Origin of the sequence: Microbacterium sp. 4NA327F11, assembly GCF_005503465.1 — a bacterium.
GTDB lineage: Bacteria > Actinomycetota > Actinomycetes > Actinomycetales > Microbacteriaceae > Microbacterium > Microbacterium ginsengisoli.
The window spans coordinates 25658-51155 of record NZ_SCOB01000007.1; the positions used below are offsets into that span (position 1 = coordinate 25658).

The window sequence follows — 25498 nt, forward strand, 5'->3', positions numbered from 1 at the left end:
GCGGCGGGCGCGCCCCGGCCACCGATCGCCCTCGCGATCGACGGGGACGACAGGGAGGACCGGGACGTGGAGATCCGCATCGGCATCGCGAACACGGGGCGCGAGCTCAACTTCGAGACCAACGAGTCGGCCGACTCGGTCAAGGCCCAGATCGCCGCCGCGCTCGACGACAACGCGACCCACATCTCGCTCGTCGACGCCAAGGGCAACACGCTCATCGTGCCGACGGCCGGACTCGCCTACATCGAGCTCGGCACCGAGGAGTCGCGTCGCGTGGGCTTCGTGGCCTGAGCACGATGGACATCGTCCTCGCGTTCCTCTTCGGCATCGGCATCGGGCTGGTGCTGCACTATGCGCTCCCGGGTCGCGACTCGCGCGGTGTCGCGCTGCTTCCGGCCGTCGGGGCGGTCGCCGGCGGTGCGGTGTGGCTGGCTCTCACCTGGGCGGGGTTGACCACCGACAACCCGCTGCTGTGGGTCCTGTCGATCCTCGCCGCGGTCGTGGTGACCGTGCCCGTCGGTGTCGTGCTCTCGCGCGTGCGCGCCACGCACGACGCGCGCGAGAAGTCCCGCCTCAAGATCGGCTGACGTCCCGCTTCCCCGCCACGGCGAGGCGGGGCATCCGATCTCTCAGGACTCGAGGCCCATCGCACTCATCCGGGCCGCGTGAGCGCCCATGAGTGCGGTGAAGACCGGCTCCACGGTGGCGTCCTCCTCGGCCGTCTCCGGCGAACGGCTGAGGGCCGCACGGGCGACGAGCAGGGTGTCGCCGACGAGACGCCGCCCCCACATCGCGAGCAGCGACCGCCACTCCTCGTCCGCGGAGATCGCGTCGTGGATGATGTCGGCGATCGCCTTGCGGTCGGTGTCGGCCTCGAGGATGCGCGCCACGCGGCGCCCGGTCTCGCCGTAGCTCGCGGCGAGCGAGCGGTAGAAGTCGTCGAGGATGCCCGCCGTCAGGTGCACGGTGAGCATGGTCTCGAGCGAGCGTTCCCCCTGGGTGCGACGACGGAACGCGTCGAGCTGCTCGCGGAAGGGCAACATCAGCGTCAGCGGGTCGTCGCCGCGCTCGCGGATGACCGCCACGAGCTGCTGGTGCTTGGTGAGGGCCGCCCCGGATGCGCGGGAGAGCGCCTCCTTCTGGGCGAGCGACGGCGTGGGCGCGATGAGGGCGCTCAGCGTCTCGAAGTAGCCGAGCTGCAGATAGGCCGCCTGGCCGAGGAACGTGTCGACGGGCGGGGCGAGCTCGGCGAAGTCGACGCGGGTCGCCCTCGACGCCTCGCCTCGGGTGCGCAGACGCAGCACGCGCCCCACGGGTCGACGACGACGGAACCAGTCCCACACGCACACCAGCGTAGGCGGATGCCGGTTCCACACGCGATCCCATCCGTTCGGGGCGGTGCGCCGAATGAGTGACATGAGGTTCATTCCCACGAAAGTCCACGGAGCGCTCGACTACATCGTCGGCCTCGCCCTGCTGTTCGCACCGCTGATCTTCGGCTTCTCGTCGGTCGGAGGCGCTGCGGTCGTCATCCCCCTCATCCTCGGTGCAGGCCTCATCGTCTACAGCCTGTTCACCCGGTACGAGTGGGGCCCGTTCAAGCTCATCCCGATGCCGGTCCACCTCGTGTTCGACGTCGTGGCGAGCCTGTTCCTCGCCCTGTCCCCGTTCATCTTCGGCTTCTCGTCCTACCCGCCGAACGTGTGGCTCCCGCACGTCGTCGTGGGCATCGCCGTCATCGTCGTGGTGATCTTCTCGAAGCCCGCGCCCGGACCCTCGGTCGGTCGCTGAGCCTCGTCGCTCCTCCCCCCCCGGAGCCGTGCCCTCCCCGCCTCGTGCGGCGGAGGGCACGGTCATGTCGGGCGGCGTACGGCTCCGGATGCCGCGCGTCGGCGGGTGCGCGGGCGGTGACCGGGTACCCTGGACGGAGTGCCCCGGCAGGGATCGGGGCCCCGCGCCTGCGGCTGAATGAGGGCGTGGACGATCTCGCGGCGCAGACGCCGCCCTCATCAGACAGGTTCATATCGTGACGACGTTCGCCGATCTCGGCGTCGACCAGGACATCCTCGACGCACTCGCGCACAAGGGCATCGTGGATGCCTTCCCCATCCAGGAGCAGACGATCCCGCTCTCGCTCCCCGGCCAGGACATCATCGGCCAGGCCAAGACCGGCACCGGCAAGACCTTCGGCTTCGGCATCCCCGTGGTGCAGCGCCTCGGCGCCCACCCCGAGCCCGGCGTGAAGGCGCTCATCGTCGTGCCGACCCGTGAGCTCGCGGTGCAGGTCTATGAGGACATGGACCTGCTGACCCAGGGCCGCGCCACGAGCGTCGTGGCGATCTACGGCGGCAAGGCATACGAAGGGCAGATCGAGCAGTTGCAGGCGGGCGCGCAGATCGTCGTCGGCACGCCCGGCCGCCTCATCGATCTCGCCGGCCAGCGCCTGCTCGACCTGTCGAACGCGACCGAGGTCGTGCTCGACGAGGCCGACAAGATGCTCGACCTCGGCTTCCTGCCCGACATCGAGAAGATCTTCCAGAAGGTGCCCGCGGTGCGTCACACCCAGCTCTTCTCGGCGACGATGCCCGGGCCGATCGTCGCGCTGGCGCGTCGGTTCATGTCGAACCCGATCCACATCCGAGCCAACGACCCCGACGAGGGTCTCACGCAGGCGAACATCCGTCACCTCGTGTACCGCGCGCACTCGCTCGACAAGGACGAGGTGATCGCCCGCATCCTCCAGGCGGAGGGTCGCGACAAGACCGTCATCTTCACCCGCACGAAGCGCGCCGCGCAGCGACTCGTCGACGAGCTCAGCGACCGTGGCTTCAACGCCGGCGCGGTGCACGGCGACATGAGCCAGGAGGCGCGTGAGCGCTCGATGGCGGCGTTCAAGGCGGGCAAGAAGGACGTGCTCATCGCCACGGATGTCGCGGCCCGCGGCATCGACGTCGATGACGTCACCCACGTCATCAACCACACGATCCCCGACGACGAGAAGACCTACCTGCACCGCGCGGGACGCACCGGCCGTGCCGGTCGCACCGGCATCGCGGTCACCTTCGTCGACTGGGAGGACCTGCACAAGTGGGCCCTGATCAACCGGGCCCTCGAGTTCGGCCAGCCCGACCCGGTCGAGACCTATTCGTCGAGCCCGCACCTTTACTCCGACCTGTCGATCCCGGCCGGCACGAAGGGACGCATCGTCACGGCGCCGCGCCGCGAGCCGCGTGAGCCCCGCGAGGCGACGAGCTCGGCGCCGCGCGAGGAGCGCACGCGCACGCGTCGTCGCACCGACCGCCCCGCGGCGGGCGACGCTGCGTCGACGGATGCCGCGGCTGCGCCGGCAGCGGACGGCGACGCCCCCGCGCGTCGGCGTCGTCGTCGTCGCCGCGGTGGCGGCGGGGCGTCTGCGGCGGGCGGAGAGACGGCCGCTCAGGCCTGACGACCGCTGACGCGGTGTCCGGCGGCGCTCAGGCGTAGACGGGCACCGTGCCGATACCGCGCTCGATGATGCGGGTGACCATCTCGTCGCTCGTGGTGTTCTCGCCCGGCACGTTCGGCTTTCCCGCACCGTGGTAGTCGCTCGATCCCGTCACGATGAGGTCGTGTCGGGCGGCGATCTCTCGCAGCACGGCCTTGCCCGCGGCCGTGTTCTCGCGGTGGTCGATCTCGAATCCCGCGAGCCCGCGGGCGATCAGCTGCTCGATCGCGGGCACCGGGATCATGCGCCCGCGACCGGAGGGCACGGGATGCGCGATGATCGGCACCCCGCCCGCGCCCACCACGAGGTCGACAGCGGTGAACGGATCGGGCGCGTCGTGGGGCAGGTAGTACCCCTCGCGCGGGTGCAGAATGCCCTCGAACGCCTGCGAGCGGTCGGCGACGACGCCGCGGGCGACGAGCGCGTCGGCGATGTGGGGACGCCCGACGGTCGCCCCGTCGGTGGTCTGGGCGACGACGTCCTCCCACGTCAGGGGGTAGTCGCGGCCGATGGCGGCGACGATGCGCTCGGCCCGGCTGAGGCGGTCGAGGCGGATGCGCTCGGTCTCGGCCCGCAGATCGGCGTCGTCGGGATCGATGAGGTAGGCGAGCAGATGGATGCTGCGCCACTCGTGCCGGGCGGAGAGCTCCATGCCCGGGAGGAACGTCATACCGAGGGCGGTGGTCGCCTCCGCAGCCTCGACCCACCCGGAGGTCGTGTCGTGGTCGGTGAGGGCGATCGTGCGCAGGCCGTGCCGGTGCGCGGCGCGCACGACGTCCTGCGGCGACTGGGTGCCGTCGGAGTGCACCGAGTGGAGGTGGAGGTCGCTCGGACCCTCGAATCCGCCGTGCGCCGCCATGTCTGCGAGCGTACCGGCTGACACACCGCAGAGGCTCCCTCCCGGCTTCTCCCAGACTGCCGACCTACGGTGGAAGGATGCTGCGCCTGACGGGGATCCTCGTGACTCTCGTGGCCGCGATCGCGGTCGCAGCCCTCACCTGGCCGGGATTCTTCCGCATCGACGGGCTGTTCCCGGTGGCGCAGATCATCTCGTTCCGAGCGCCCGTCGTGCTCGCTCTGGCCGGCATCGCCGTGCTGTTCCTCCTGCTCGCGGTCGTGCGTCGGGTGCGGGCTTTCGCGTTCGCGATGACGCTCGTGCTGCTGGCCGGCGCGGCGATCGGCGGGGTGACGCTCACGTCCCGCGGGATGGGTTCGACGACCCTGCCCGAGAAGGACGCGAACAGTGTGCGCGTCATGACGTGGAACACCGCCGGCGAGGCCACCCCGCCCGACGACATCGCCCGCACCGCCGTCGCGATGTCGGCCGACATCGTCACGCTCCCCGAGACGACGATCGAGGTGGGTGAGAAGGTCGCCGTGCAGATGCGCGAGCTCGGCCATCCGATGTGGGCGTTCCACACCGAGTACGGCGTGGACGGCTGGGCCGCCGACTCCACGACGCTTCTCATCAGTCCCTCGCTCGGCGAGTACTCCGTGATCGCGTCGTCGCAGAACGGCACGAGCAACACGTCCACCGTGCCGAGTGCGGTGGCGATGCCCGTGTCGGGCGACGGCCCGATCATCGTCGCCGCCCACGCTGTCGCGCCGCGGCAGAGCGCGATGGCGGACTGGCGCCACGATCTGCAGTGGCTGGCCGATCAGTGCGCGAGCGCGAACGTCATCATGGCGGGCGACTTCAACGCGACCGTCGAGCACATGGCTCGACTCGGCACCGACGGCGGCACCCTCGGACGATGCCACGACGCGGCATCCGTCACCGGCAACGGCGCCGTCGGCACCTGGCCGACGTCGGTGCCGGCGCTGCTCGGCGCACCGATCGACCACGTCATGGCGACGTCGGCGTGGCGAGCGACCGGGTCGGTGGTGCTGACGGCGCTCGACGGGTCCGGCAGCGACCACCGGCCTCTGATCGTGCAGCTCGAGCGCACCTCCGGCTGACAGTGCCGTGCTGCGGTGCGAGACTGGAGGCATGGCTTCGAGCGACGACCAGACGACGACGGATGCCGCGGCTCCCGCGACCACCAACCGCAAGCAGCCCTTCCCCCGGGGTTTCCTCTCCTCCATCGGCTCCGGCTGGGCCGAGCGCCCCGAGTCGCTGCCTCCGGCGCGACCTCAGGCGCCCTACGCGGCTGCGCGGCGTGCCGCAGTCTCGGCATCGTTCCCCGGGCGCCGACTGGTGCTTCCCGCCGGTGACTTCCAGGTGCGCAGCAACGACACCGACTACCCGTTCCGCGCGCACTCTGCGTTCTCCCACCTGACCGGGTGGGGTGCCGACACCGAGCCCGGCGCCGTTCTCGTGCTCGACCCCGTCGACGGCGGGCACACGGCCACGGTCTACTTCCGCGAGCGCGCGGATCGCACGACGCCCGAGTTCTACGGCAATGCCCAGATCGGCGAGTTCTGGGTGGGGCCGCGGCCCTCGCTCGTCGCCGTCGCCGCCGACCTCGAGATCGCGACGGCGGGGATCGAGGACTTCGTCGCCTCGGACGACGACCTGGTGCTCGATGAGGACGACGACCTCACGCGGGTCGTCTCCGAACTCCGCCTGATCAAGGACGAGTACGAGATCGGCCAGCTGCGTCTGGCGGTCGAGGCGACCGCCCGCGGCTTCGACGACATCATCCGCGCGCTCCCCCGCGCCGTCGCCGCGGACCGCGGCGAGCGCGTGGTCGAGGGGGCGTTCCACCAGCGGTCCCGGCTCGACGGCAACGGCGTCGGATACGACACGATCGCCGCATCCGGCCCGCACGCCTGCTACCTCCACTGGACCCGCAACGACGGGGCCGTCGTGCCCGGCGACCTCATCCTCGTCGACGCGGGCGTCGAGGTCGACAGTCTCTACACCGCCGACGTGACCCGCACTCTGCCGGTGTCCGGAACCTTCTCCCCGGTGCAGCGCCGCGTGTACGAGACGGTGCGGGAGGCCGCGGATGCGGCGTTCGCCGCGGCGCGTCCGGGCGTCACGTTCCGCAGCATCCACGAGGCGGCGATGCGGGTCATCGCCGAGCGCGTCGCCGAATGGGGACTGCTGCCCGTCACCGCCGAGGAAGCGCTGCACGCCGACGCGGGCGGCCAGCACCGCCGCTACATGGTGCACGGCACGAGCCATCACCTCGGCATCGACGTGCACGACTGCGCGCAGGCCCGGCGGGAGCTCTACTACGACGGCATCCTGGAGCCGGGCATGGTGTTCACGATCGAGCCCGGCCTCTACTTCCAGATCGACGATCTGACCGTGCCCGAAGAGCTGCGCGGCATCGGGGTGCGCATCGAGGACGACGTGCTGATGACCGAGTCGGGGCCGGTCAACCTGTCGGCCGACGTGCCGCGTTCGGCCGACGACGTCGAGGCGTGGATGGCGCGGGTCGCGGCATCCTGACCGGCGCGGCAGCGGCTAGGACGCGGGCGTCTCGTCGTCGGGACGGGATGCGGGCGGCGTGATCCGCTCGCCGTACCGTGGAGGTTCGTCGTCGATCGGCGAGCGCTCCGCAACGGGCGGGTGCGGATGCGGCGCCCGGTGGCCCACGACCTCGCGGGCGCGGTGGATGCTCGTGGGGGCGACGGTCACGTCGTAGCGCTCGGCGACCATCTGCATGACCGATGCGAAGTCGCGGCGGCGGCGCACCACCGCGAACATGAGGAGGCTCAGCAGCATGCCGAACGCGATGCCGACGATCATGACCCCGACAAACGTCTGGATCGGGACGTTGGCGGTGCCGAAGACGAAGATGAACGAGAACAGCATGCCCAGCAGCAGACCGTTCACTGCACCGCTGCGAGCGGCTGCGGCCCAGCCGAGCCGCCCGGTGACCCGCTCGACCGAGCGCACGTCGTGTCCGACGATCATAATGTCGCGTGCGGGGATGTCGGCGGCGATGAGCGCCGAGACCGCCTTCTGCGCCCCTTCGTAGGCGGGGAATGAGGCGACGACCTCGCCCTCCGGCGCCGGACCCGACATCATGCTCATGGCCCCATCATCCCACGCGGGTTCCCGTGTTCCGCCGAGGGCGTCACCTCGCGCGCGACTACGCTGGTCGGGTGAGCACTCAGCGCGTCTTCGTGGCTCGGCTGGCCGGCTGCAGCGTCTTCGATCCCGCCGGCGACCGGCTGGGCAAGGTGCGCGACGTCGTCGTCATGTACCGTGCCGACGACTCCCCCGCCGTCATCGGTCTGGTGGTGGAGATCCCCGGGCGCCGACATGTGTTCGTCTCGATCGGACGGGTGACGTCGATCGCCAGCGGGCAGGTGATCACGACCGGCCTGATCAACGTGCGACGCTTCCAGCCCCGCGCGGGCGAGGTGCGTGTCATGGCCGAGCTTCTGGGCAAGACCATGCACTTCGTCGACGGATCGGGTACCGCGGTCGTCGAGGACGTCGCCATCGAGCGCACACGCCTCGGGGAGTGGGAGATCGGCCAGCTGTTCCTGCGTCGCCCGAAGACGAGCGCGTCGCCGTTCGCGAAGGGCCCGACGGCGTTCGCCGACTGGAGCGACGTGCGCGAGAGCAGCACGCCCGGCCACGAGCACACCGCCGAGCATCTGGTCGCGAGCTTCTCCGACCTCAAGCCCGCCGACCTCGCCAATACGCTCCTCGACCTCCCCGAAGACCGCCTCCTCGAGGTGGCGGAGGAGCTTCCCGACGATCGTCTGGCTGACGCGCTGGAAGAGATGCCCGAAGACGAGCAGGTGCACATCCTCGAGGCCCTGGGCGACGAGCGCGCCGCCGACATCCTCGATGCGATGGAGCCCGACGACGCCGCCGACGTGCTCGCCCAGCTCCCCGAGGACCAGCGCGAGGAGCTGCTCGACCTCATGGAGCCCGACGAGGCGGAGGACGTGCGCACGCTGCTCCAGTACGGGCCCGACACGGCCGGCGGTCTGATGACGTCGGAGCCGATCGTGCTCTCGGCCGACTCGACCATCGCGGAGGCGCTCGCCCTCATCCGCCGCCACGAGCTGCACCCCGCGCTCGCGGCCGCGGTCTACATCACGCTTCCCCCGTACGAGACCCCTACCGGACGCCTGCTCGGCACTGTGCACTTCCAGCGGATGCTGCGCTACCCGCCGCATGAGCGGCTGGGCGCGATCATCGACGACACGGTCGACCCGCTGCCGGTGACGGCGACCGCCGGCGAGGTGGCTCGCCTGCTGGCGACGTACAACCTCGTCTCCCTCCCCGTCGTCGACCCGGCACGGCGCCTCCTCGGCGCCGTCAGCATCGACGACGTGCTCGACTACCTGCTGCCTCGCGACTGGCGCTCCGCCGACAGCACGGGCACGTCGACCACCCGGAGGACGCGCTGATGGCTCGCCGCGGCGGCGACGGCGCGTTCGACGCGCCTCGCGGACGCAACTCGGTGCTCGGGCGCTCCTCGCGTCCGTCGAACGACACGTTCGGCCGGTTCTCGGAGTCGTTCGCGCGGGCGATGGGCACGTCCGGGTTCCTCATCGGCATGTCCGTCGTGGTCGTGGTGTGGCTCCTGTGGAACATCTTCGTGCCGCGGGAGGCGCAGTTCGACCCGGCGGTCACGAACTTCACCCTCCTGACCCTCATCCTGTCGCTGCAGGCCTCGTACGCGGCGCCCCTCATCCTCCTCGCCCAGAACCGTCAGGACGACCGCGACCGGGTGCAGATCGAGCAGGACCGCCAGCGCGCGGAGCGCAACCTCGCCGACACCGAGTACCTGGCCCGCGAGATCGTGGCGCTGCGCCTCGCGCTCACCGACCTCAGCCGTGACGTGCTCACGCGCGACTCGCTGCGCGACGAGCTGCGCGCCCTGCTCGAAGACCTCGACGCACGGGCGACGGGTGAGGATGCCGCAGCCACGGAGGAGCGCGAGCGCAAGCGTCAGCGCGCCGAACGCCGCGAGCAGGCCGAGCGCAAGGCGGCCCGTGAGCAGCAGTGACCCGGGGGGTCTGACCGACCGGGTGCGCACCGCGGTCGGTGCGGTCGTCGACCCCGAGCTGCGGCGTCCGCTGTCGGAGCTCGACATGATCGCGGACGTGCGCGCCGCCGACGACGCGATCGTCGTCGCCGTGTCCCTCACGATCGTGGGGTGTCCGGCGTCGGATCGCATCGAACGGGAGGTGGCGGCGGCCGCCGCAACCGTCGCCGACCGCCCGGTGCGCGTCGAGCTCGGTGTCATGACGCCGGCGCAGCGCGCCGCTCTGACCGAGCGCCTGCGGGCGGGGCGGCCCCGGGGCATCCCGTTCACCGCCGACTCGCTCACCCGGGTGATCGCCGTCACGAGCGGCAAGGGCGGCGTCGGCAAGTCGACGGTCACGGCGAACCTCGCGGTCGCCCTCGCCGACCGGGGGCTCGCGGTAGGCCTCGTCGACGCCGATGTGCACGGCTTCTCGATTCCCGGCATCCTCGGGCTCGTCGACGCCGACGGGCGGATGCCGCACCCCACCCGCATCGACGACCTCATCGTGCCCCCCGTGGCCCACGGCGTGAAGACGATCTCGATCGGCATGTTCCTGCGCGAGGGCGAGGAGCGCAGCCCCGTCGCGTGGCGCGGTCCCATGCTGCACCGCACACTGCAGCAGTTCCTCACCGACGTGTGGTTCGGCGACCTCGACGTGCTGCTCATCGACATGCCCCCGGGAACCGGCGACGTCGCGATCTCGCTCGGTCAGCTGCTCCCCCACGCCGAGGTGCTGGTCGTCACGACCCCGCAGGCGGCCGCAGCGGAAGTCGCTGTGCGCAGCGGCCTGGTCGCACGCCAGACCGGGCAGCGCGTCATCGGGGTCATCGAGAACATGGCGCCGTTGCGGCTCGCCGACGGCACCGTGCTCGACCTGTTCGGCTCGGGCGGCGGGCGAGCCGCGGCATCCGCGCTCTCACAGGGAGACGGAGATGAGGTGCCGCTCGTCGCGTCGGTGCCGCTGAGTCCCGCGCTGCGCACCGGCGGCGACACCGGGTCACCGGTGACCCTCAGCGCCCCGGCCGACCCGGCGGCGGCGGAGATCCTTCGCCTCGCGGACACCCTCGCCCGGCGCCCGCGCGGTCTCGCCGGACGGTCCCTGCGCGTGGGGGTCTCGACTCAGGTCGCCTCGGAGTCGTAGGGCGGGACCTCGCCGTCGGCGAGGTCGAGGGAGGCGGCCGCGACCGCGATCGCGGCCGGGGCCGCGGCCCGCACCGCCGGCGCCGCGGGGGCGTCGTCGAGCAGCGCCTCACGAATGATGCGGCGGGGGTCGTACTGCCGCGGGTCGAGCTTTCGCCAGTCGACCTCGTCGAAATCGTCGCCCATCTCGTCGCGCATGCGCTCGCGGGCACCCTGGGCGTAGGCGCGAGCCCGCTTGGTGGCTTTCGCGAGCCACTCGGCCGCACGGGGCAGTCGCTCGGGTCCGAGCACGACCGCCGCGAGAACGCCGATGAGCACCAGCTTCTCGAAGGTCAGGCCCAGGAACATGGATTCAGGTTAGCGCCGCGCCTGCATGGGGAAGCTGAGGACGAGCCCTAGGCTGACGAAGAGGGAGTGAGCATGAGGGATCACAACGCTGACGCGCGGTTCATCGCCGAATCGACGATCGAGCCGGAGGCCATCGCCAAAGCGCGTGCGCATGCGTTGGAGCTGGGCGCGGAGCCGGTCGACCCCGCGCTCGGCGCGCAGATCGCCCTCCTTGCCGCCGCGTCCGCCGCGCTGAACATCGTCGAGATCGGCACCGGAGCCGGAGTGTCCGGGCTCTGGCTGCTGCACGGTGCGCCCCGCGCCATCCTCACGACCATCGACACCGAGCACGAGCACCTCGCGGCCGCCCGCCGAGCGTTCGCGGACGCGGGCATCGCCCCCGCGCGCTCACGGTTCATCACGGGTCGCGCGGTCGATGTGCTTCCGCGCATGAACGAAGCCTCGTACGACATCGTGCTGATCGACGCCGACCCCGAGAACGTGCTCGACTACGTGGAGCACGGGTTGCGGCTCGTGCGTCCCGGCGGCACCGTCCTGGTCGCGCGCGTGCTCGCCGGTGGCGCCGTCTCCGACCCGGTGCGCCGCGACGCGATCACCACCGCCTACCGTTCGCTCATCCAGGAGACCCAGGCCTCACCCGCGGTCATCGCCGCAGTGTCGATCGTCGGCGACGGACTGCTGCAGCTGACCACCGTTCCGTCGGCGGACTGACCCCGGACGCAGAGAACGGCCGGTCTGCACAGACCGACCGTTCTCGATGACGGATGCGTCGTCTCAGGCGGCGTTCACGACGCCACCGAGGACGTCGTAGAGCTCCTTGGCCTCGGCGTCGTTCACGGAGACGACCAGGCGTCCACCGCCTTCGAGCGGCACGCGGACGATGATGAGCCGGCCCTCCTTCACGGCCTCCATCGGACCGTCACCGGTTCTCGGCTTCATGGCTGCCATCGTGCTCCCCTTCCTGGTGGCTGACGATCCAGTCTATCGCTCCGGGTCGCCGGGCCCCGCACCGCGGGCCGTGCGGTTGTGGATGCCACGGGGTCAGGGGATGCGCCAGAACGTGTTCGCGAGTCCGTAGACGTTGTAGATCCAGAGCCACTGCAGCGCGATGCAGACGACGAGGACACCGACGCGCCACCACCACGCGCGCGCCACCGCGAGCGCACCCGCCGTGAGCGGGGCGACGGGCACGAGCAGACGGAAGATGCTCGACTGCGGGAAGAACACGGCCAGAAGGTAGAGGAGGTAGCTCGCCGTCCACAGCCGCAGCTCCACCCCCATTCGCCGCACGTGCGGCTCGAACAGCAACAGCGCCGCGATGCCGACGAGAGCCAGGGCCAGCACGACGAAGCCGACGGCGGCCGGCCACCCCCATTGGGTCGACCAGAACGGCACGGCGACGGCGAATCCGTCAAACGGCGCGAAGTGCGGGCTCGCGTCCGCGATCCAGTTGCGGCGCCAGGAGAGCTCGGTGAGAAGGTACGCGTTCGGGTTTCCCGTGACCCACCCGGCGATGAACTGCCACGCGAAGCCGGCGAACACGCCCAGCGCTCCGAGGGAGAGGATGTGGGCGACGTCACGTCCCCGCAGCGGCTCGGTCCTGCGGTGCACCAGCCGCACGATGCCATGCAGGCCGAGGAACAGGGCGAAGGCCAGCACTCCCGGTCGGGTGGCGGCCATGAGGATGATGAGCGGATACACCCATCCGTATCGTCGGCGCAGCACCGCCCAGAGGGCGAGGAACAGCCAGAGGAGGAACAGAGACTCGGCATAGCCGACCTGGAACAGAGCGGCGAGCGGCCCCGATGCGAAGAAGGCGACCGCCCACATCGAGGAGGTCTCGTCGAGGCGCATCCGCGTGATCGTGAAGAGCACGATCGAGGCGAGGTAGCCGGAGATCAGCGAGATCGCGACGGCCCCCGCACCCCAGCCGCCGAGCGCCGTGCCGAGGCCCTGTGCGAGGTAGGCGTAGAGCGGCATGAACGCCCACGAGTTCTCGGTCACGAGGCCGGCGGTGTTCGTCGGCAGGTGCACCGGGTAGCCGTTGAGGGCTGTGAACCAGTACCACGCGGCATCCCACCCCACGGCGAGATCGCCGATCGTCGCGTGCGCACCGAAGCGCGACGACGCGGTCGACGCGGCCGCGGCGGCGACCATGAGAAGGGTCGTGACGACACGCGCGAGCAGGTAGATGACGGCGATCCGCACGAACGGCGGGAGCCCCCGCCAGGTGGTGCGCGCAGCGACAACCCGCGGGTGGTCGATCAGACGCTCAGCCATGCCCGCAGTCCGCGCTCGACGTCGTGGATCTGCCCAAGGGGGACGCGCTCCTGGTCGTGATGGGCGAGGCTCGGGTCGCCCGGACCGTAGTTGACGGCGGGCACGCCGAGCGCCGAGAAGCGGGCGACATCCGTCCATCCGTACTTGGGGCGAGGGTCGGCCCCGACGGCGGCGAGGAACTCCTGAGCGAGAGGGGCGTCGAGCCCCGGCCGGGCGCCCGGGGCGCTGTCGACGACCTCGACGTCGAAGCCGGCGCACACCTCGCGCACGTGCGCCTCTGCCTGTGCGACGCTCTTGCTCGGCGCGAAGCGGTAGTTGACCTCGACGACGCACTCGTCGGGGATGACGTTGCCGGCGATCCCGCCGTGGATGCGCACCGCGTTCAACCCCTCGCGGTACTCCAGTCCCTCGACCGCCACGGTGCGCGGGCGGTACTCGGCGAGGCGGGTGAGAATGGGCGCCGCCGCGTGGATCGCATTCTCCCCCACCCAGGCTCGGGCGCTGTGCGCGCGCACGCCGTGCGTGCGCACGAGGGCGCGGAGGTTGCCGTTGCAGCCGCCCTCGACCGTGCCGTTGGACGGCTCGCCGAGGATCGCGAACTCGCCCTGGAACAGATCGGGGCGCGTGCGGGCGAGACGCGTGAGCCCGTTGAGCTCGGCGTCGACCTCCTCGTGGTCGTACCACATCCACGTGATGTCGACACGGGGGTCGACCAGTTCGGCGGCGAGTCGCAGCTGCACCGCGACACCCGCCTTCATGTCCACGGTGCCGCGCCCCCAGAGGTAGGGCTCGCCGTCGACGTCGATGTCACGGGTCGGCAGGTTCTCGTTGATCGGCACCGTGTCGATGTGACCGGCGATCACCACACGCTGCGCGCGACCGAGCTGCGTGCGCGCCACGATCGTATCGCCGTCGCGGTAGACCTCGAGGTGCGCGAGCGGGGCGAGGGCCTCGGCGATCGCATCGGCGAGGGTGGTCTCCTCACCGGACACGCTCGGGATGTCGCAGATCGCCCGCGTGAGGGCGACCGCATCTGCGGTCAGGTCGAGGGACGGCATGAGGCCAGCCTAATCGGCGGTCGCGGCCCTGCCGCGCCGATAGCCTGGAGCACATGAGCGATGAGCGATGGGTGTCCGGACACGGCCTGCAGACGACGGCGGATGACGGCACGGTGCTCGATGCGTGGTACCCGTCGCCCGCGTCGGGTCGGCTCACCGGCACGGGTCTGAGCGACCTCGACGCCCTCGCCGGCGCCGACGACCGCCGCGGGGTGCGCATCGACGTCGTGTCGGTCGAGATCGACCTCGACGCGCCCGTCGCCTCCACCGCGGACGCGTACCTGCGGCTGCACGCGCTCTCGCACCGGCTGGTGCAGCCCAACGGGGTGAACCTCGACGGCATCTTCGCCCACCTCCCCAACGTCGCGTGGACGAACGCCGGGCCGATGCATCCCGATGCCGTCACCGCGCGGCGGGCGCACCTTGTCCGCGCCGGCATCCAGCTCGCCGGCCTCGACAAGTTCCCCCGCCTGCTCGACTACGTCACCCCGCCCGGCGTGCGCATCGCCGACGCGTCGCGCGTGCGTCTCGGCGCCTACCTCTCCCCCGGCACGACAGTGATGCACGAGGGCTTCGTGAACTTCAACGCCGGCACTCTCGGCACCTCGATGGTCGAAGGCCGCATCTCGCAGGGCGTCGTCGTCGGCGACGGCAGCGACATCGGCGGCGGCGCGTCGATCATGGGAACCCTCTCGGGCGGCGGCACGCATCGCGTCTCGATCGGTGCACGCACGCTGCTCGGCGCCAACTCGGGCATCGGCATCTCACTCGGCGATGACTGCGTGGTCGAGGCGGGTCTCTACGTCACGGCGGGCACGAAGATCGTGCTGGCCGACGAGCCGGCGGATGCCGCGGGGGCACGCCCCGTCGTGAAGGGCGCGCAGCTGTCGGGTAGCGACGGGGTGCTCTTCCGGCGCAACTCCGTCACCGGCGCGGTCGAGGCCGTGCGGCGCACCGGCGTCGGCGTGACGCTCAACGCGATCCTGCACGCCTGAGGGGCGCATTCTCCCGGCGGGCGCTCCCGCGGCGAGGTCGCGACGCGGCGTAGGGTCGCCTCATCCGCACCGAGGAGGCCGAGGATGAGCGCATCGCTGCCGAAGAAGCTGTACCGCACCGAGCTCGCGCGCCTGCAGGCCCAGCTCGTCGACCTCGAGGCGTGGGTGCAGCACACCGGCGCCCGCATCGTGGTGATCTTCGAGGGCCGGGATGCCGCGGGCAAGGGATCGACCATCAAACGCGTCGCCGAATACCTCAACCCTCGCGTCACGCGCATCGTCGCCCTCCCGACGCCCACCGAGCGGCAGCGCACCGAGTGGTACTTCCAGCGCTACATCGCCCACCTCCCCGCCGCGGGCGAGATCGTGCTCATGGACCGCTCCTGGTACAACCGGGCGGGCGTCGAGCGGGTGATGGGCTACTGCACGGATGCCGAGTACCACCGCTTCCTGCAGCAGGCTCCGATCTTCGAACGCATGCTGGTCGACGACGGCATCCGGCTCCTGAAGTACTGGTTCAGCGTGTCCGACGTCGAGCAGGAGCGTCGCTTCCGCTCGCGGGCGAACGATCCGATGCGGCGGTGGAAGCTCAGCCCCAACGACCTGCTGTCGATCACCCGCTGGGAGGACTACTCCCGCGCGAAGGACACCATGTTCGTGCACACCGACATCGCCGAGGCGCCGTGGTTCGAGGTCGACAACGAGGACAAGCGGCGCGGGCGGATCAACATGATCACCCATCTGCTCACCCGCATCCCCTACGAGCGCGTCGATCCGTCACCGGTCGAGGTGCCTCCTCGCCCCGCGTCGGGCGGGTACGTGCGCCCGCTGCGCGACGAGACCGGGCTCGTGCCCGACTACGCGGCGGCACTCGAGGCGCATCACCACGCGCACGTCAGTCGCGCAGCCGCACCGACAGACAGGTGACGCATCCCTCGAGCTTCTCGAACTCGCTGATCGGCACCGTGACGACGTCGAGTCCGCGCCCTCGCCAGAGCTCGGCGGTGCGGGGCGCATCCGCCGACATGAGCACGGTGCGCTCGTCGAGCACCACGACAGCGGTGCCGTGCTCCTCGGGCACCGCCGCGAACGCGGCGTAGCCCTCGCGGTCGTCGACGAGGGGTTCGTAGCCGACGATCGTGCCGTCGGGAAGTGCAGTGACCCCCGACTTCAGGTGCAGCACCCGCTCGACCGGGCGCGTGACGACCGTCCATCCACGCGCATCGAGCAGGGCAGCGAGCTGGGCGATACCGGCCGCGTTCGTGCGGGAGGACGCACCGACGTAGACCGTGCGTCCGACCTTCAGCACGTCGCCCCCGTCGAGGGTGCCCGGTTCGACGATCTCGACCGTCTCCAGACCGGATGCCGCCACCACCCGTGCGATCGTGTCCCGCTCCCCGCGGCGCGAGACGGCGCCCGCCCGGGCGAGCACGGCGAGGTCGCCGAAGACGATGACCGCATCCTCCACGAATACGCCGTCGGGCTGATCGTCGGCGGCCTCGGCCTCGAGGATCTCCCATCCGCGCGAGCGGAACGCCTCGACGTAACCGTCCCACTGCGCACGGGCCAGCGCGGCATCGACCGGCACGCGGTCGAGGTGGGTCAGCTCGCCGTCGGCCAGACGGCTCGACGGCGGACGGACGATGAGACGCGGCATCCGGTCAGAAGCCCGGGTACGACCGCTCCGGCGAGCCCGTGTAGAGCTGCTGCGGGCGACCGATCTTGGTCTGCGGGTCGGTGTTCATCTCGCGCCAGTGGGCGAGCCAGCCGGGCAGGCGGCCGATCGCGAACAGCACGGTGAACATGCGGGTCGGGAAACCCATCGCCTTGTAGATGACGCCGGTGTAGAAGTCGACATTCGGGTACAGGCGACGCTCCTTGAAGTAGTCGTCGCTCAGCGCGATCTCCTCGAGCTGCTTCGCGAGGTCGAGGAGCGGGTCGTTGACGCCGAGTGCCTGCAGCACCTCGTCCGCCGACTCCTTGACGAGCTTCGCCCGCGGGTCGTAGTTCTTGTAGACGCGGTGCCCGAAGCCCATGAGCTTCACACCGTCCTCCTTGTTCTTGACCCGCTCGACGAAGCGCTCGACGCTCTCGCCGGAGTCGCGGATCTGGCCGAGCATCTTCAGCACGGCCTCGTTAGCGCCGCCGTGCAGCGGGCCGTACAGCGCGTTGATGCCGGCCGAGATCGACGAGAACTGGTTCGCGCCGGTCGAGCCGACGAGCCGCACCGTCGAGGTCGAGGCGTTCTGCTCGTGGTCCTCGTGCAGGATCAGCAGGCGCTCGAGCGCGCGGGTCACAACCGGATCGATGTCGTACAGCTCGCTCAGCACGCCGAAGTTGAGCTTCAAGAAGTTGTCGACGAACCCGAGGGCGTTGTCGGGGTAGAGGAACGCCTGGCCGACGCTCTTCTTGTGGGCGTACGCCGCGATCACGGGGAGCTTGGCGAGCAGGCGGATGGTGTTCAGCTCGACGTGCTCGGGGTTGTGCGGGTCGGACTCGTTCTCGTAGTACGTCGAGAGGGCCGCGGTCGCCGCCGACAGCACCGACATCGGGTGCGCCGTGTGCGGAAGCGCCGAGAAGAAGCGCTTCAGGTCTTCGTGGAGGAGGGTGTGACGGCGGATGCGTCCGTCGAACTCCTCGAGCTCCGCCGCGGTCGGCAGCTCGCCGTAGATGAGCAGCCAGGCCACCTCCAGATACGTGGAGTGCTGGGCGAGCTGCTCGATCGGGTACCCGCGGTACCGCAGGATGCCCGCATCGCCGTCGATGTAGGTGATCGCGGACTTGGTGGCTGCGGTGTTGACGAAGCCGTAGTCGAGGGCGGTGTGACCGGTCTGACGGGTCAGACTCGACACGTCGATGCTCGGGTAGCCGTCGGTACCCGTCAGCACGGGGAATTCCGCCGTGCGCTCACCGACCGTGAGGGTCGCCTTCAGCTGCTGCGTGTCTTCGTCGCTCACCGCGCCTCCTCGTGAGGGAAATCGTCGAGGTCGTTGCCGCCGAGCGGCAGGATGCGCATCGGGTCCTCGATGCACACCGACTACAGCCTAGCCGGGCGGGGAGGGAACTCCGTTACCGCACAAAGGTCCGGGCGATCGTGTGGAGGATCACGACGAAGACGCCCGCAGACGGCTCGCTGCGGCCGCGATCCGCTCGTCGGTGGCCGTGAGCGAGAACCGCACATGCTGCGGGAAATGCGGGCCGTAGAAGTGTCCCGGACCCACCAGGATCCCGAGCTCCGCGAGGCGCCCGAGGCTCTCCCACGCGTCACGTCCCTCGGTCGCCCAGAGGTACAGACCGGCCTCGCTGCCGTCGATGCGGAACCCCGCGGCCTCGATGGCCGGCTTCAGGATGTCGCGTCGCACCCGGTAGCGATGCTTCTGCTCGGCCACGTGCGCGTCGTCGCCGAGGGCCGCCGCCATCGCCCGCTGCACGGGCGCGGGCACGAGCAGACCGAGGTGCTTGCGGGCGGTCACGAGGCGGGCGACCACGTCCGCGTCGCCCGCGAGGAAAGCCGCGCGATAGCCCGCGAGATTCGACTGCTTGCTGAGCGAGTAGACCGACAGCACGCCCTCGAACCCGCCGCCCGTCACCGACGGATCGAGCACGGACGGCACCGGTTCGCTCGCCCACCGGCCGTCCCAGCCGAGCTCCGCGTAGCACTCGTCGCCGACCAGCAGCGCACCGAGCTCACGGGCGCGCAGGTAGGCCGCGCGAAGGGCGGCCGCATCCCACACGCGACCATCGGGGTTGCCGGGCGAGTTCACCCACACCAGTCGGGTGCCCGCAGGCCATTCCGAGGGATCATCGCTCGCCACGGCGGTCGCGCCGACCAGGCGTGCACCGACCTCGTACGTCGGGTACGCCGCCTGCGGATGGACGACGACGTCGCCCGATTGAAGGCCGAGCAGCAGCGGCAGCAGAGCGACCAGCTCCTTCGAGCCGATCGTGGGGAGCACCTGCGAGACATCCAGCCCGGGGACGCCCCGACGTCGCGCAAACCAGTCGACGATCGCTTCGCGCAGCGGCGCCGTGCCGATCGTCTGCGGATAACCGTGAGCGTCGGTCGCGTCGGCGAGCGCACGGGCGACGACCTCGGGCGTCGCGTCGACGGGAGACCCGACCGAGAGGTCGACGATGCCATCGGGATGCCGCCGCGCGGTCTCGGCGAACGGGATCACCGCGTCCCACGGGTAGTCGGCGAGGTCGGCGACCCCCACGGTCAGTGGCCCTGCGGCGGAAGGGCGGCGATGACCGGGTGGTCCTTCGGGATCACGCCGACCTTCGCGGCGCCGCCCGGCGAACCGATCTCGTCGAAGAACTCGACGTTCGCCTTGTAGTAGTCCTGCCACTCTTCGGGGAGGTCGTCTTCGTAGTAGATCGCCTCCACCGGGCAGACGGGCTCGCACGCGCCGCAGTCGACGCACTCGTCGGGGTGGATGTAGAGCGAACGCTCCCCCTCGTAGATGCAGTCAACGGGGCACTCGTCGATGCAGGCACGATCCTTCACATCGACGCACGGGAGGGCGATCACATACGTCACCCGTCCAGTGTAGTCAGGGGTGCGTGACCGGCTGCCGAGCGCGCCGAGCCCGGGAGAGGTCCGGCCAGGCGACGATGACGGCGGCCACGAGCGGCACCACGATCATCCAGACGTTCGCCAGCACGGGATGCAGCTGACTGAAGATGATCGATCCTCCCGCCGACGTCTGGGCCAGCACCCAGGTCGCCCCCATCATGCCCAGGGCGGCCGCGAGCACCGCCCACCGGTCACCCGACAGCAGCCGGAGCGCGAGCAGCAGCGCCGTGGAGCCGATGAGTGCGACGATGAGCCCGAGCGGCAGCCAGCCTCCGACGACGATCGAATGCGCGAACGAACCCGCCGCACCGTAGAACAGCCCGATCGCAAGGGCGAGCACGTATGCGCCGAGGCGCTGCAGCAGGGTCACGCCTCGATGCTACGCGGCCCACCCGAGTGCCCGCAGCGCGGCCGCCACGACGGCCGCCACCACCACCACCACGAGGAAGGGCGCCCGCAGGGCCAACAGCCCTGCCGCGACCAGCACGGCCGGAAGACGCGCATCCACGTGCAGGGCCTGCCCGCTGGCGAACGTCTGCACACCGACGAGCGCCGCCAGCAACGCGACCGTGAGAAGGTCCGCGATGCGCAACGGCCGGGGCGCCTCGAGGAGCGACGGCGGCACGAGATAGCCCACGACCTTGAGGGCGACGCACAGCACGGCGGCCAGCAGCAGGGCGCTCCAGAGGGTCATCGCACGGCCTCCCCCGCGGATGCACCCGGCCCGCGAGCGCGCCGACCGCCGACGTCGAACCAGCCGACGACGAGGGCGACGACCGCGGCGAGGATCACGGGCAGCCCCGGCAGGAGCGCGGGTGTGAGCACGACCGCCACAACGGCAGCCGCGATCCCCACGGCGATGGGCTGCGCACCGCGCAGTCGCGGCCACAACAGCGCGAGGAACGCCGCGGCGGCCGCCGCATCCAGCCCCCAGGCGCGCGGATCACCCAGCACGTCGCCGAACAGGGCTCCCAGAAGAGTCGACAGGTTCCAGCCGACGTAGATGCCCACTCCCGTCACCCAGAACCCCACGCGGCGCGCCCGCGGCGCATCCTGTGCGAGAGCGACCGCCGTCGACTCGTCGATCGTGAACGGCGCCGCAGCGAGACGTCGACGCAGCGCCCCCCCGATGACGGGAGCCATGCGCATGCCATAGGCGATGTTGCGCACGCCCAGTAGTGCAGAAGAAGCGATCGCGGCGGGCGCCGCGGCGAGCCCGCCGGCGGCGATCACGCCGATGAACGCGAACTGCGACCCTCCGGTGAACATGAGCAGGCTCAGCACGCACGTCTGCCAGATGTCGAGTCCCGATGCCGTCGCGAGCGCTCCGAACGAGACGCCGTACGCGCTCGTGGCGAGTGCGACCGCGAGCCCCTGCCGCCATGCGCGCCGATGCTCGAGCGCGGATGCATCGGGGTCGGGCACCCGCCGAGCCTATCGGCGCGGGTGCGCGCGGCCGGGCATACAGCTACCCTTCCCGACATGGAGCACCGGATCTTCGATACCACTGTCGCGTCGGTCTACCCCTTGTATCAGGCGAAGCTCGAACGGAAGGGACGCACCCGGGAGGAGCTCGATGCCGTCACGACCTGGTTGACCGGATTCGACGACGACGCCCTCGCAACTCGACTGACCGGAGGCGCCACATTCCGCGAGTTCTTCGACGACGCCCGGCTGCCCGACGAGGTCGAACTCATCACCGGAGTCGTGTGCGGCGTTCGCGTCGAGACGATCGAGGACCCCCTCATGCAGAAGATCCGGTACCTCGACAAGCTCGTCGACGAGCTCGCCCGCGGAAAGGCGCTCGAGAAGGTGCTGCGGTCCGCATCCTGAGACGCGGACCGCACCGACTCACGCGTTCGCGTCTTGGCGCTTCAGCCGTGCTGTGGCACGACCGCGCTCGGTCGCGTCCAGCACGACCTTGCGGATGCGCACCTTCTCGGGCGTGACCTCGACGCATTCGTCGTCGCGGGCGAACTCCAGGCTCTCCTCGAGGGAGAGCGTGCGCGGCGGCGTCATCGACTCGAACGTGTCGGCCGTGGAGGAGCGCATATTGGTGAGCTTCTTCTCCTTGGTGATGTTGACGTCCATGTCGTCGCTGCGCGAGTTCTCGCCGATGACCATGCCCTCGTAGACCTCGTCCTGCGGCAGCACGAAGAAGCTCATGCGCTCCTGCAGCGCGATGATCGCGAACGGCGTGACGACGCCCGCACGGTCGGCGACGATCGAGCCGTTCTGACGCGTCACGATGTGACCCGCCCACGGCTCGTAGCCGTGCGAGATCGCGTTGGCGATGCCCGTGCCGCGGGTCGTCGTCAGGAACTCGGTGCGGAATCCGATCAGGCCGCGGGACGGCACGACGAACTCCATGCGCACCCACCCGGTGCCGTGGTTCGTCATCGTCTCCATGCGTCCCTTGCGGGCCGCGAGAAGCTGCGTGATCGCGCCGAGGTACTCCTCCGGCGCGTCGATCGTGAGGTGCTCGAACGGCTCGTGCACCGTGCCATCGATCTTGCGCGTGACCACCTGAGGCTTGCCCACCGTGAGCTCGAAGCCCTCGCGACGCATGTTCTCCACGAGGATCGCGAGCGCGAGCTCGCCGCGGCCCTGCACCTCCCAGGCATCCGGCCGGCCGATGTCGACGACCTTGAGCGACACGTTTCCGATGAGCTCGCGGTCGAGGCGGTCCTTGACCATGCGGGCCGTGAGCTTGTGGCCCTTCACCTTGCCGACGAGGGGCGAGGTGTTGGTGCCGATCGTCATCGAGATGGCGGGGTCATCGACCGTGATGGCCGGCAGCGGGCGCACATCCTCGGGGTCGGCGATCGTCTCGCCGATCGTGATCTCCTCGATGCCCGCGATCGCGACGATGTCACCGGGGCCGGCGGACTCCGCCGGGAAGCGCTCGAGCGCCTTCGTCTTCAGCAGCTCGGTGATGCGGGCGTTGGAGTGCGTGCCGTCGTGACGGACCCAGGCGACCGTCTGCCCCTTCTTGAGCGTGCCGTTGAACACGCGCAGGAGCGCGAGACGGCCGAGGAACGGGCTCGAGTCGAGGTTGGTGACCCAGGCCTGCAGCGGCGCCTCGTCGTCGTACGACGGCGCCGGCACGTGCTCGAGGATCGCGGCGAACAGCGGCTCGAGGTCGTCGTTGTCGGGAAGCTCGCCGTTGGCGGGACGATTCTGGGATGCCGCACCCGCACGACCCGACGCGTAGACCACCGGCACGTCTAACAGCGCGTCGACATCGAGATCGGGCACATCGTCGACGAGGTCGCTCGCGAGTCCGAGGAGAAGGTCGTGACTCTCCCCCTCCACCTCGGCGATGCGGGCATCGGGTCGGTCGGTCTTGTTGACGAGCAGGATGACCGGCAGCTTCGCCTCGAGGGCCTTGCGCAGCACGAAGCGCGTCTGGGGCAGCGGTCCCTCACTCGCATCGACCAGCAGCACCACGCCGTCGACCATCGACAGTCCGCGCTCGACCTCACCGCCGAAGTCGGCGTGGCCGGGGGTGTCGATCACGTTGATCGTGACCGGCTCTTCGGTGTGGATGCCGTTGTAAGTGATCGCGGTGTTCTTCGCGAGGATCGTGATTCCCTTCTCGCGCTCGAGGTCGTTCGAGTCCATCGCGCGCTCTTCGACGTGCGCGTGCTCGCCGAACGATCCGGTCTGACGGAGCATCGCATCCACGAGCGTCGTCTTGCCGTGGTCGACGTGCGCGACGATGGCCACGTTGCGGAGGTCGGGACGGAGGGCGTGCGCCATGAAGGGTTTCCTTGCGAAGAGGGGGGCGGCCCGGATCCGGACCGCCCCCCATCCTACCGTCTGGCGGCTCCACGCCGCCTGAGGCGCTTAGGACGCGTCCGGGTTGTCGAGGCCGAGGGCTGCGAGACGAAGCTCCCGACGCGCGTGCTGCACCTCGGGGTCGGGAACCGGCACCGCGGCCAGGAGGCGCTGCGTGTACGCCTCCTGCGGGTAGCGCAGGATCTGCTCACGGGTGCCGACCTCGACGATCTCGCCCCGACGCATTACCGCGATGCGGTCGGCGAGGGCGTCGATGACAGCCAGGTCGTGCGTGACGAAGAGGCACGCGAAGCCCTTCTCGCGCTGCAGCTCGCGCAGCAGCTCGAGCACCGTCGCCTGCACCGAGACATCCAGCGCACTGGTCGGCTCGTCGGCGACCAGCAGCTTCGGGTCGAGCGCGAGGGCGCGCGCGATGCCCACGCGCTGCTTCTGACCGCCCGAGAGCTCGTGCGGGAACCGGGACGAGTAAGCCAGCGGCAGGCGCACCGAGTCGAGGAGCTGCGACACACGTGTGTCGAGAGCCTTGCCCTTGAGACCCTGCGAGAGTCGGATCGGCTCGGCGATGGAGTCGCCGATCGTCATTCGCGGATTGAGCGAGCTCGACGGGTCCTGGAACACGATGCCCACGTTGTGGTGCACCTTGCGGATCGCGTCGCGGGTGGGCGTGGAGAGGTCGACTCCGGTGACAGTCAACCGCCCGGAGTGCACCGGGAGCAGGCCGATCGTGGCACGGCCGATCGTGGTCTTCCCGGAGCCCGACTCACCCACGAGACCCAGCACCTCGCCCTGGCGGATCTCGAGCGAGATCTTGTCGGCGGCGCGGAAGGCAGGAACGCGGCCGCGCTTCGGGTACTCGATCGCGACATCCTCGAACTTCACGACGACAGCGCGCTCGACAAGCGGGTCGGTGGCCGCGGCATCCGCGTCGATATCGCCGGCGTCGACATCCTCGAGGGTTGCCGTGATGTCGATGGCCTCCGATGCGCTCGAGCCTTCACCCAGACGCGGCACCGCGTCGAGGAGGGCCTGCGTGTACGGATGCTTCGGGGCCGCGAAGACCTCGGCGACCGTGCCGGTCTCGACGACGTCGCCCGAGCGCATCACGATCATGCGGTCGGCCATGTCGGCGACGACTCCCATGTCGTGGGTGATGAGCAGGATCGCGGTGCCCAGGCGCTCCTGCAGCGACCGCATGAGCTCGAGGATCTCCGCCTGCACCGTCACGTCGAGAGCCGTCGTCGGCTCGTCCGCGATGAGCAGCACCGGGTCGCACGAGATCGACTGGGCGATCATGGCGCGCTGGCGCTGACCGCCGGAGAGCTGGTGGGGGTACGAGGCGAAGGCCTTCTCGGGGTCGGGGAGCTCGACGAGAGTGAGCAGCTCGACAGCGCGGGTGCGGGCCTCCGACGGCGACAGGTGGAAGTGCTGGCGCAGCGTCTCGACGATCTGCGAGCCGACGGTGAGAACCGGGTTCAGCGCCGTCATCGGCTCCTGGAAGATCATCGCGACCTGACGCCCGCGCACCTGCTGCAGCTGGCTGGGGCGCAGCCCCACGATCTCGCGGCCGCGCAGCTTCGCGCTTCCCGCCACTCGAGAGTTGTTGGGCAGGAGGCCGAGCAGCGCCATCGAGCTCACGCTCTTGCCGGAGCCGGACTCGCCGACGATGGCGAGCACCTCTCCGGTGGCGACCTTGTACGAGACCTTCTTGGCCGCGGGCACCCAGACCCCGTCGACGCCGAAGTCCACCGAGAGGTCGTTGACCTCGAGGACCACCTCGCCGGGGGTGAAGCTGTGCGTCGTGGCGTTCATGATGCGGATCCTTCCGGGATCTCGGTGGCGTCGTGGCGACCCGGTTCGGTCGCCGACGC

29 protein-coding genes are annotated in these 25498 nt (G+C 70.4%); 13 read left to right on the forward strand and 16 right to left on the reverse strand.

Going from position 1 to position 25498, the window contains the following annotated elements; translation table 11 throughout:
* The first annotated feature begins 66 nt into the window (after positions 1–66).
* Both FFS51_RS06145 and FFS51_RS06150 read left to right on the forward strand, forming a co-directional pair.
* Entirely contained in the window at positions 67–291 is a 225-nt protein-coding gene (locus tag FFS51_RS06145; RefSeq protein ID WP_045246978.1) for a DUF3107 domain-containing protein, read from the forward strand.
* Between the two features lie 5 nt (positions 292–296).
* A complete protein-coding gene (locus tag FFS51_RS06150; protein ID WP_045246977.1) occupies positions 297–587 on the forward strand; it encodes a hypothetical protein in 291 nt (96 codons plus the stop codon).
* A 42-nt stretch (positions 588–629) separates the two neighbouring features.
* On the opposite strand, the gene FFS51_RS06155 is transcribed toward FFS51_RS06150, so the two are convergent.
* Positions 630–1349 (reverse strand): ferritin-like fold-containing protein, encoded by a 720-nt coding sequence (locus FFS51_RS06155; protein WP_137877841.1) that lies wholly within the window; start codon positions 1347–1349, stop codon positions 630–632.
* Positions 1350–1416: 67 nt separating this feature from the next.
* Here FFS51_RS06155 and FFS51_RS06160 point away from each other — a divergent pair, with 67 nt between their 5' ends.
* Both FFS51_RS06160 and FFS51_RS06165 read left to right on the forward strand, forming a co-directional pair.
* Complete coding sequence (locus FFS51_RS06160; RefSeq protein WP_045246976.1) at positions 1417–1791, forward strand: SPW repeat domain-containing protein; 375 nt, start codon at positions 1417–1419, stop codon at positions 1789–1791.
* 235 nt (positions 1792–2026) lie between these two features.
* The gene (locus FFS51_RS06165; RefSeq protein ID WP_137877784.1) at positions 2027–3445 is read left to right on the forward strand and encodes a DEAD/DEAH box helicase; all 1419 of its coding nucleotides are present in this window, start codon (positions 2027–2029) and stop codon (positions 3443–3445) included.
* A 28-nt stretch (positions 3446–3473) separates the two neighbouring features.
* On the opposite strand, the gene FFS51_RS06170 is transcribed toward FFS51_RS06165, so the two are convergent.
* On the reverse strand, positions 3474–4343 hold the full coding sequence (locus tag FFS51_RS06170; RefSeq protein WP_137877842.1) for a PHP domain-containing protein: 870 nt from the start codon (positions 4341–4343) through the stop codon (positions 3474–3476).
* A 77-nt stretch (positions 4344–4420) separates the two neighbouring features.
* On the opposite strand from FFS51_RS06170, the gene FFS51_RS06175 reads away from it, so the two are divergent.
* The gene (locus FFS51_RS06175; protein ID WP_137877785.1) at positions 4421–5443 is read left to right on the forward strand and encodes an endonuclease/exonuclease/phosphatase family protein; all 1023 of its coding nucleotides are present in this window, start codon (positions 4421–4423) and stop codon (positions 5441–5443) included.
* A 31-nt stretch (positions 5444–5474) separates the two neighbouring features.
* Positions 5475–6884 (forward strand): aminopeptidase P family protein, encoded by a 1410-nt coding sequence (locus tag FFS51_RS06180; RefSeq protein WP_045246972.1) that lies wholly within the window; start codon positions 5475–5477, stop codon positions 6882–6884.
* A 15-nt stretch (positions 6885–6899) separates the two neighbouring features.
* Here FFS51_RS06180 and FFS51_RS06185 read toward each other — a convergent pair whose 3' ends face one another.
* On the reverse strand, positions 6900–7472 hold the full coding sequence (locus tag FFS51_RS06185) for a YflT domain-containing protein (protein ID WP_045246971.1): 573 nt from the start codon (positions 7470–7472) through the stop codon (positions 6900–6902).
* Between the two features lie 71 nt (positions 7473–7543).
* Between FFS51_RS06185 and FFS51_RS06190 the strand changes: the two genes are divergently transcribed.
* Genes FFS51_RS06190 through FFS51_RS06200 form a run of 3 tightly spaced genes read left to right on the forward strand, consistent with a single transcriptional unit; the run spans position 7544 to position 10573 of the window.
* Positions 7544–8809, forward strand: coding sequence for a magnesium transporter MgtE N-terminal domain-containing protein (locus tag FFS51_RS06190; protein WP_045246970.1), 1266 nt, complete (start codon positions 7544–7546; stop codon positions 8807–8809).
* Positions 8809–9411 (forward strand): DUF1003 domain-containing protein, encoded by a 603-nt coding sequence (locus tag FFS51_RS06195; protein WP_137877786.1) that lies wholly within the window; start codon positions 8809–8811, stop codon positions 9409–9411. Before FFS51_RS06190 ends, FFS51_RS06195 begins: the two co-directional genes overlap by 1 nt.
* A complete protein-coding gene (locus tag FFS51_RS06200; RefSeq protein ID WP_045246969.1) occupies positions 9398–10573 on the forward strand; it encodes an Mrp/NBP35 family ATP-binding protein in 1176 nt (391 codons plus the stop codon). The genes FFS51_RS06195 and FFS51_RS06200 overlap by 14 nt, the downstream gene beginning before the upstream one ends.
* On the opposite strand, the gene FFS51_RS06205 is transcribed toward FFS51_RS06200, so the two are convergent.
* Positions 10552–10920: a Sec-independent protein translocase subunit TatA/TatB gene (locus tag FFS51_RS06205; protein WP_137877787.1), complete on the reverse strand. Its 369-nt coding sequence runs from the start codon at positions 10918–10920 to the stop codon at positions 10552–10554. The genes FFS51_RS06200 and FFS51_RS06205 overlap by 22 nt on opposite strands.
* Before the next feature lie 72 nt (positions 10921–10992).
* On the opposite strand from FFS51_RS06205, the gene FFS51_RS06210 reads away from it, so the two are divergent.
* Positions 10993–11631: an O-methyltransferase gene (locus tag FFS51_RS06210; RefSeq protein ID WP_056207314.1), complete on the forward strand. Its 639-nt coding sequence runs from the start codon at positions 10993–10995 to the stop codon at positions 11629–11631.
* A gap of 63 nt (positions 11632–11694) precedes the next feature.
* Here FFS51_RS06210 and FFS51_RS06215 read toward each other — a convergent pair whose 3' ends face one another.
* The 3 genes from FFS51_RS06215 to dapE all read right to left on the reverse strand — a co-directional run bounded on the left by FFS51_RS06215 (position 11695) and on the right by dapE (position 14258).
* Positions 11695–11868, reverse strand: a complete 174-nt coding sequence (locus tag FFS51_RS06215; protein ID WP_019179788.1) for a DUF3117 domain-containing protein — start codon at positions 11866–11868, stop codon at positions 11695–11697.
* Between the two features lie 93 nt (positions 11869–11961).
* Positions 11962–13200 (reverse strand): putative hexosyltransferase, encoded by a 1239-nt coding sequence (locus FFS51_RS06220; RefSeq protein WP_249352666.1) that lies wholly within the window; start codon positions 13198–13200, stop codon positions 11962–11964.
* Entirely contained in the window at positions 13185–14258 is a 1074-nt protein-coding gene (gene dapE / locus FFS51_RS06225) for a succinyl-diaminopimelate desuccinylase (RefSeq protein WP_137877788.1), read from the reverse strand. Before dapE ends, FFS51_RS06220 begins: the two co-directional genes overlap by 16 nt.
* A 53-nt stretch (positions 14259–14311) precedes the next feature.
* Between dapE and dapD the strand changes: the two genes are divergently transcribed.
* Both dapD and ppk2 read left to right on the forward strand, forming a co-directional pair.
* On the forward strand, positions 14312–15253 hold the full coding sequence (gene dapD, locus FFS51_RS06230) for a 2,3,4,5-tetrahydropyridine-2,6-dicarboxylate N-succinyltransferase (protein ID WP_137877789.1): 942 nt from the start codon (positions 14312–14314) through the stop codon (positions 15251–15253).
* An 84-nt stretch (positions 15254–15337) separates the two neighbouring features.
* Positions 15338–16180, forward strand: a complete 843-nt coding sequence (gene ppk2 / locus FFS51_RS06235) for a polyphosphate kinase 2 (RefSeq protein WP_171006121.1) — start codon at positions 15338–15340, stop codon at positions 16178–16180.
* Here the strand turns inward: ppk2 and ddaH are convergent.
* The 7 genes from ddaH to FFS51_RS06270 form a co-directional block, all read right to left on the reverse strand.
* Positions 16149–16910, reverse strand: a complete 762-nt coding sequence (gene ddaH, locus FFS51_RS06240; RefSeq protein ID WP_045246965.1) for a dimethylargininase — start codon at positions 16908–16910, stop codon at positions 16149–16151. The genes ppk2 and ddaH overlap by 32 nt on opposite strands.
* Positions 16911–16914: 4 nt before the next feature.
* On the reverse strand, positions 16915–18210 hold the full coding sequence (locus FFS51_RS06245; protein ID WP_137877790.1) for a citrate synthase: 1296 nt from the start codon (positions 18208–18210) through the stop codon (positions 16915–16917).
* 147 nt (positions 18211–18357) lie between these two features.
* Positions 18358–19470 carry a succinyldiaminopimelate transaminase gene (dapC, locus tag FFS51_RS06250; protein WP_137877791.1) on the reverse strand — a complete coding sequence of 371 codons (1113 nt, stop codon included), beginning with the start codon at positions 19468–19470 and terminating at the stop codon, positions 18358–18360.
* Between the two features lie 2 nt (positions 19471–19472).
* On the reverse strand, positions 19473–19793 hold the full coding sequence (gene fdxA / locus FFS51_RS06255) for a ferredoxin (RefSeq protein WP_137877792.1): 321 nt from the start codon (positions 19791–19793) through the stop codon (positions 19473–19475).
* 13 nt (positions 19794–19806) lie between these two features.
* The gene (locus FFS51_RS06260) at positions 19807–20199 is read right to left on the reverse strand and encodes a DUF6113 family protein (protein ID WP_171006122.1); all 393 of its coding nucleotides are present in this window, start codon (positions 20197–20199) and stop codon (positions 19807–19809) included.
* A 9-nt stretch (positions 20200–20208) separates the two neighbouring features.
* Complete coding sequence (locus FFS51_RS06265; protein WP_137877793.1) at positions 20209–20523, reverse strand: AzlD domain-containing protein; 315 nt, start codon at positions 20521–20523, stop codon at positions 20209–20211.
* On the reverse strand, positions 20520–21254 hold the full coding sequence (locus FFS51_RS06270; RefSeq protein WP_137877794.1) for an AzlC family ABC transporter permease: 735 nt from the start codon (positions 21252–21254) through the stop codon (positions 20520–20522). Before FFS51_RS06270 ends, FFS51_RS06265 begins: the two co-directional genes overlap by 4 nt.
* A 57-nt stretch (positions 21255–21311) precedes the next feature.
* Between FFS51_RS06270 and FFS51_RS06275 the strand changes: the two genes are divergently transcribed.
* On the forward strand, positions 21312–21662 hold the full coding sequence (locus FFS51_RS06275) for a DUF2200 domain-containing protein (protein ID WP_045246960.1): 351 nt from the start codon (positions 21312–21314) through the stop codon (positions 21660–21662).
* A gap of 18 nt (positions 21663–21680) precedes the next feature.
* Here FFS51_RS06275 and typA read toward each other — a convergent pair whose 3' ends face one another.
* A complete protein-coding gene (gene typA, locus FFS51_RS06280; protein ID WP_137877795.1) occupies positions 21681–23591 on the reverse strand; it encodes a translational GTPase TypA in 1911 nt (636 codons plus the stop codon).
* An 87-nt stretch (positions 23592–23678) separates the two neighbouring features.
* Complete coding sequence (locus FFS51_RS06285) at positions 23679–25439, reverse strand: ABC transporter ATP-binding protein (RefSeq protein WP_137877796.1); 1761 nt, start codon at positions 25437–25439, stop codon at positions 23679–23681.
* Positions 25440–25498: the final 59 nt, after the last annotated feature.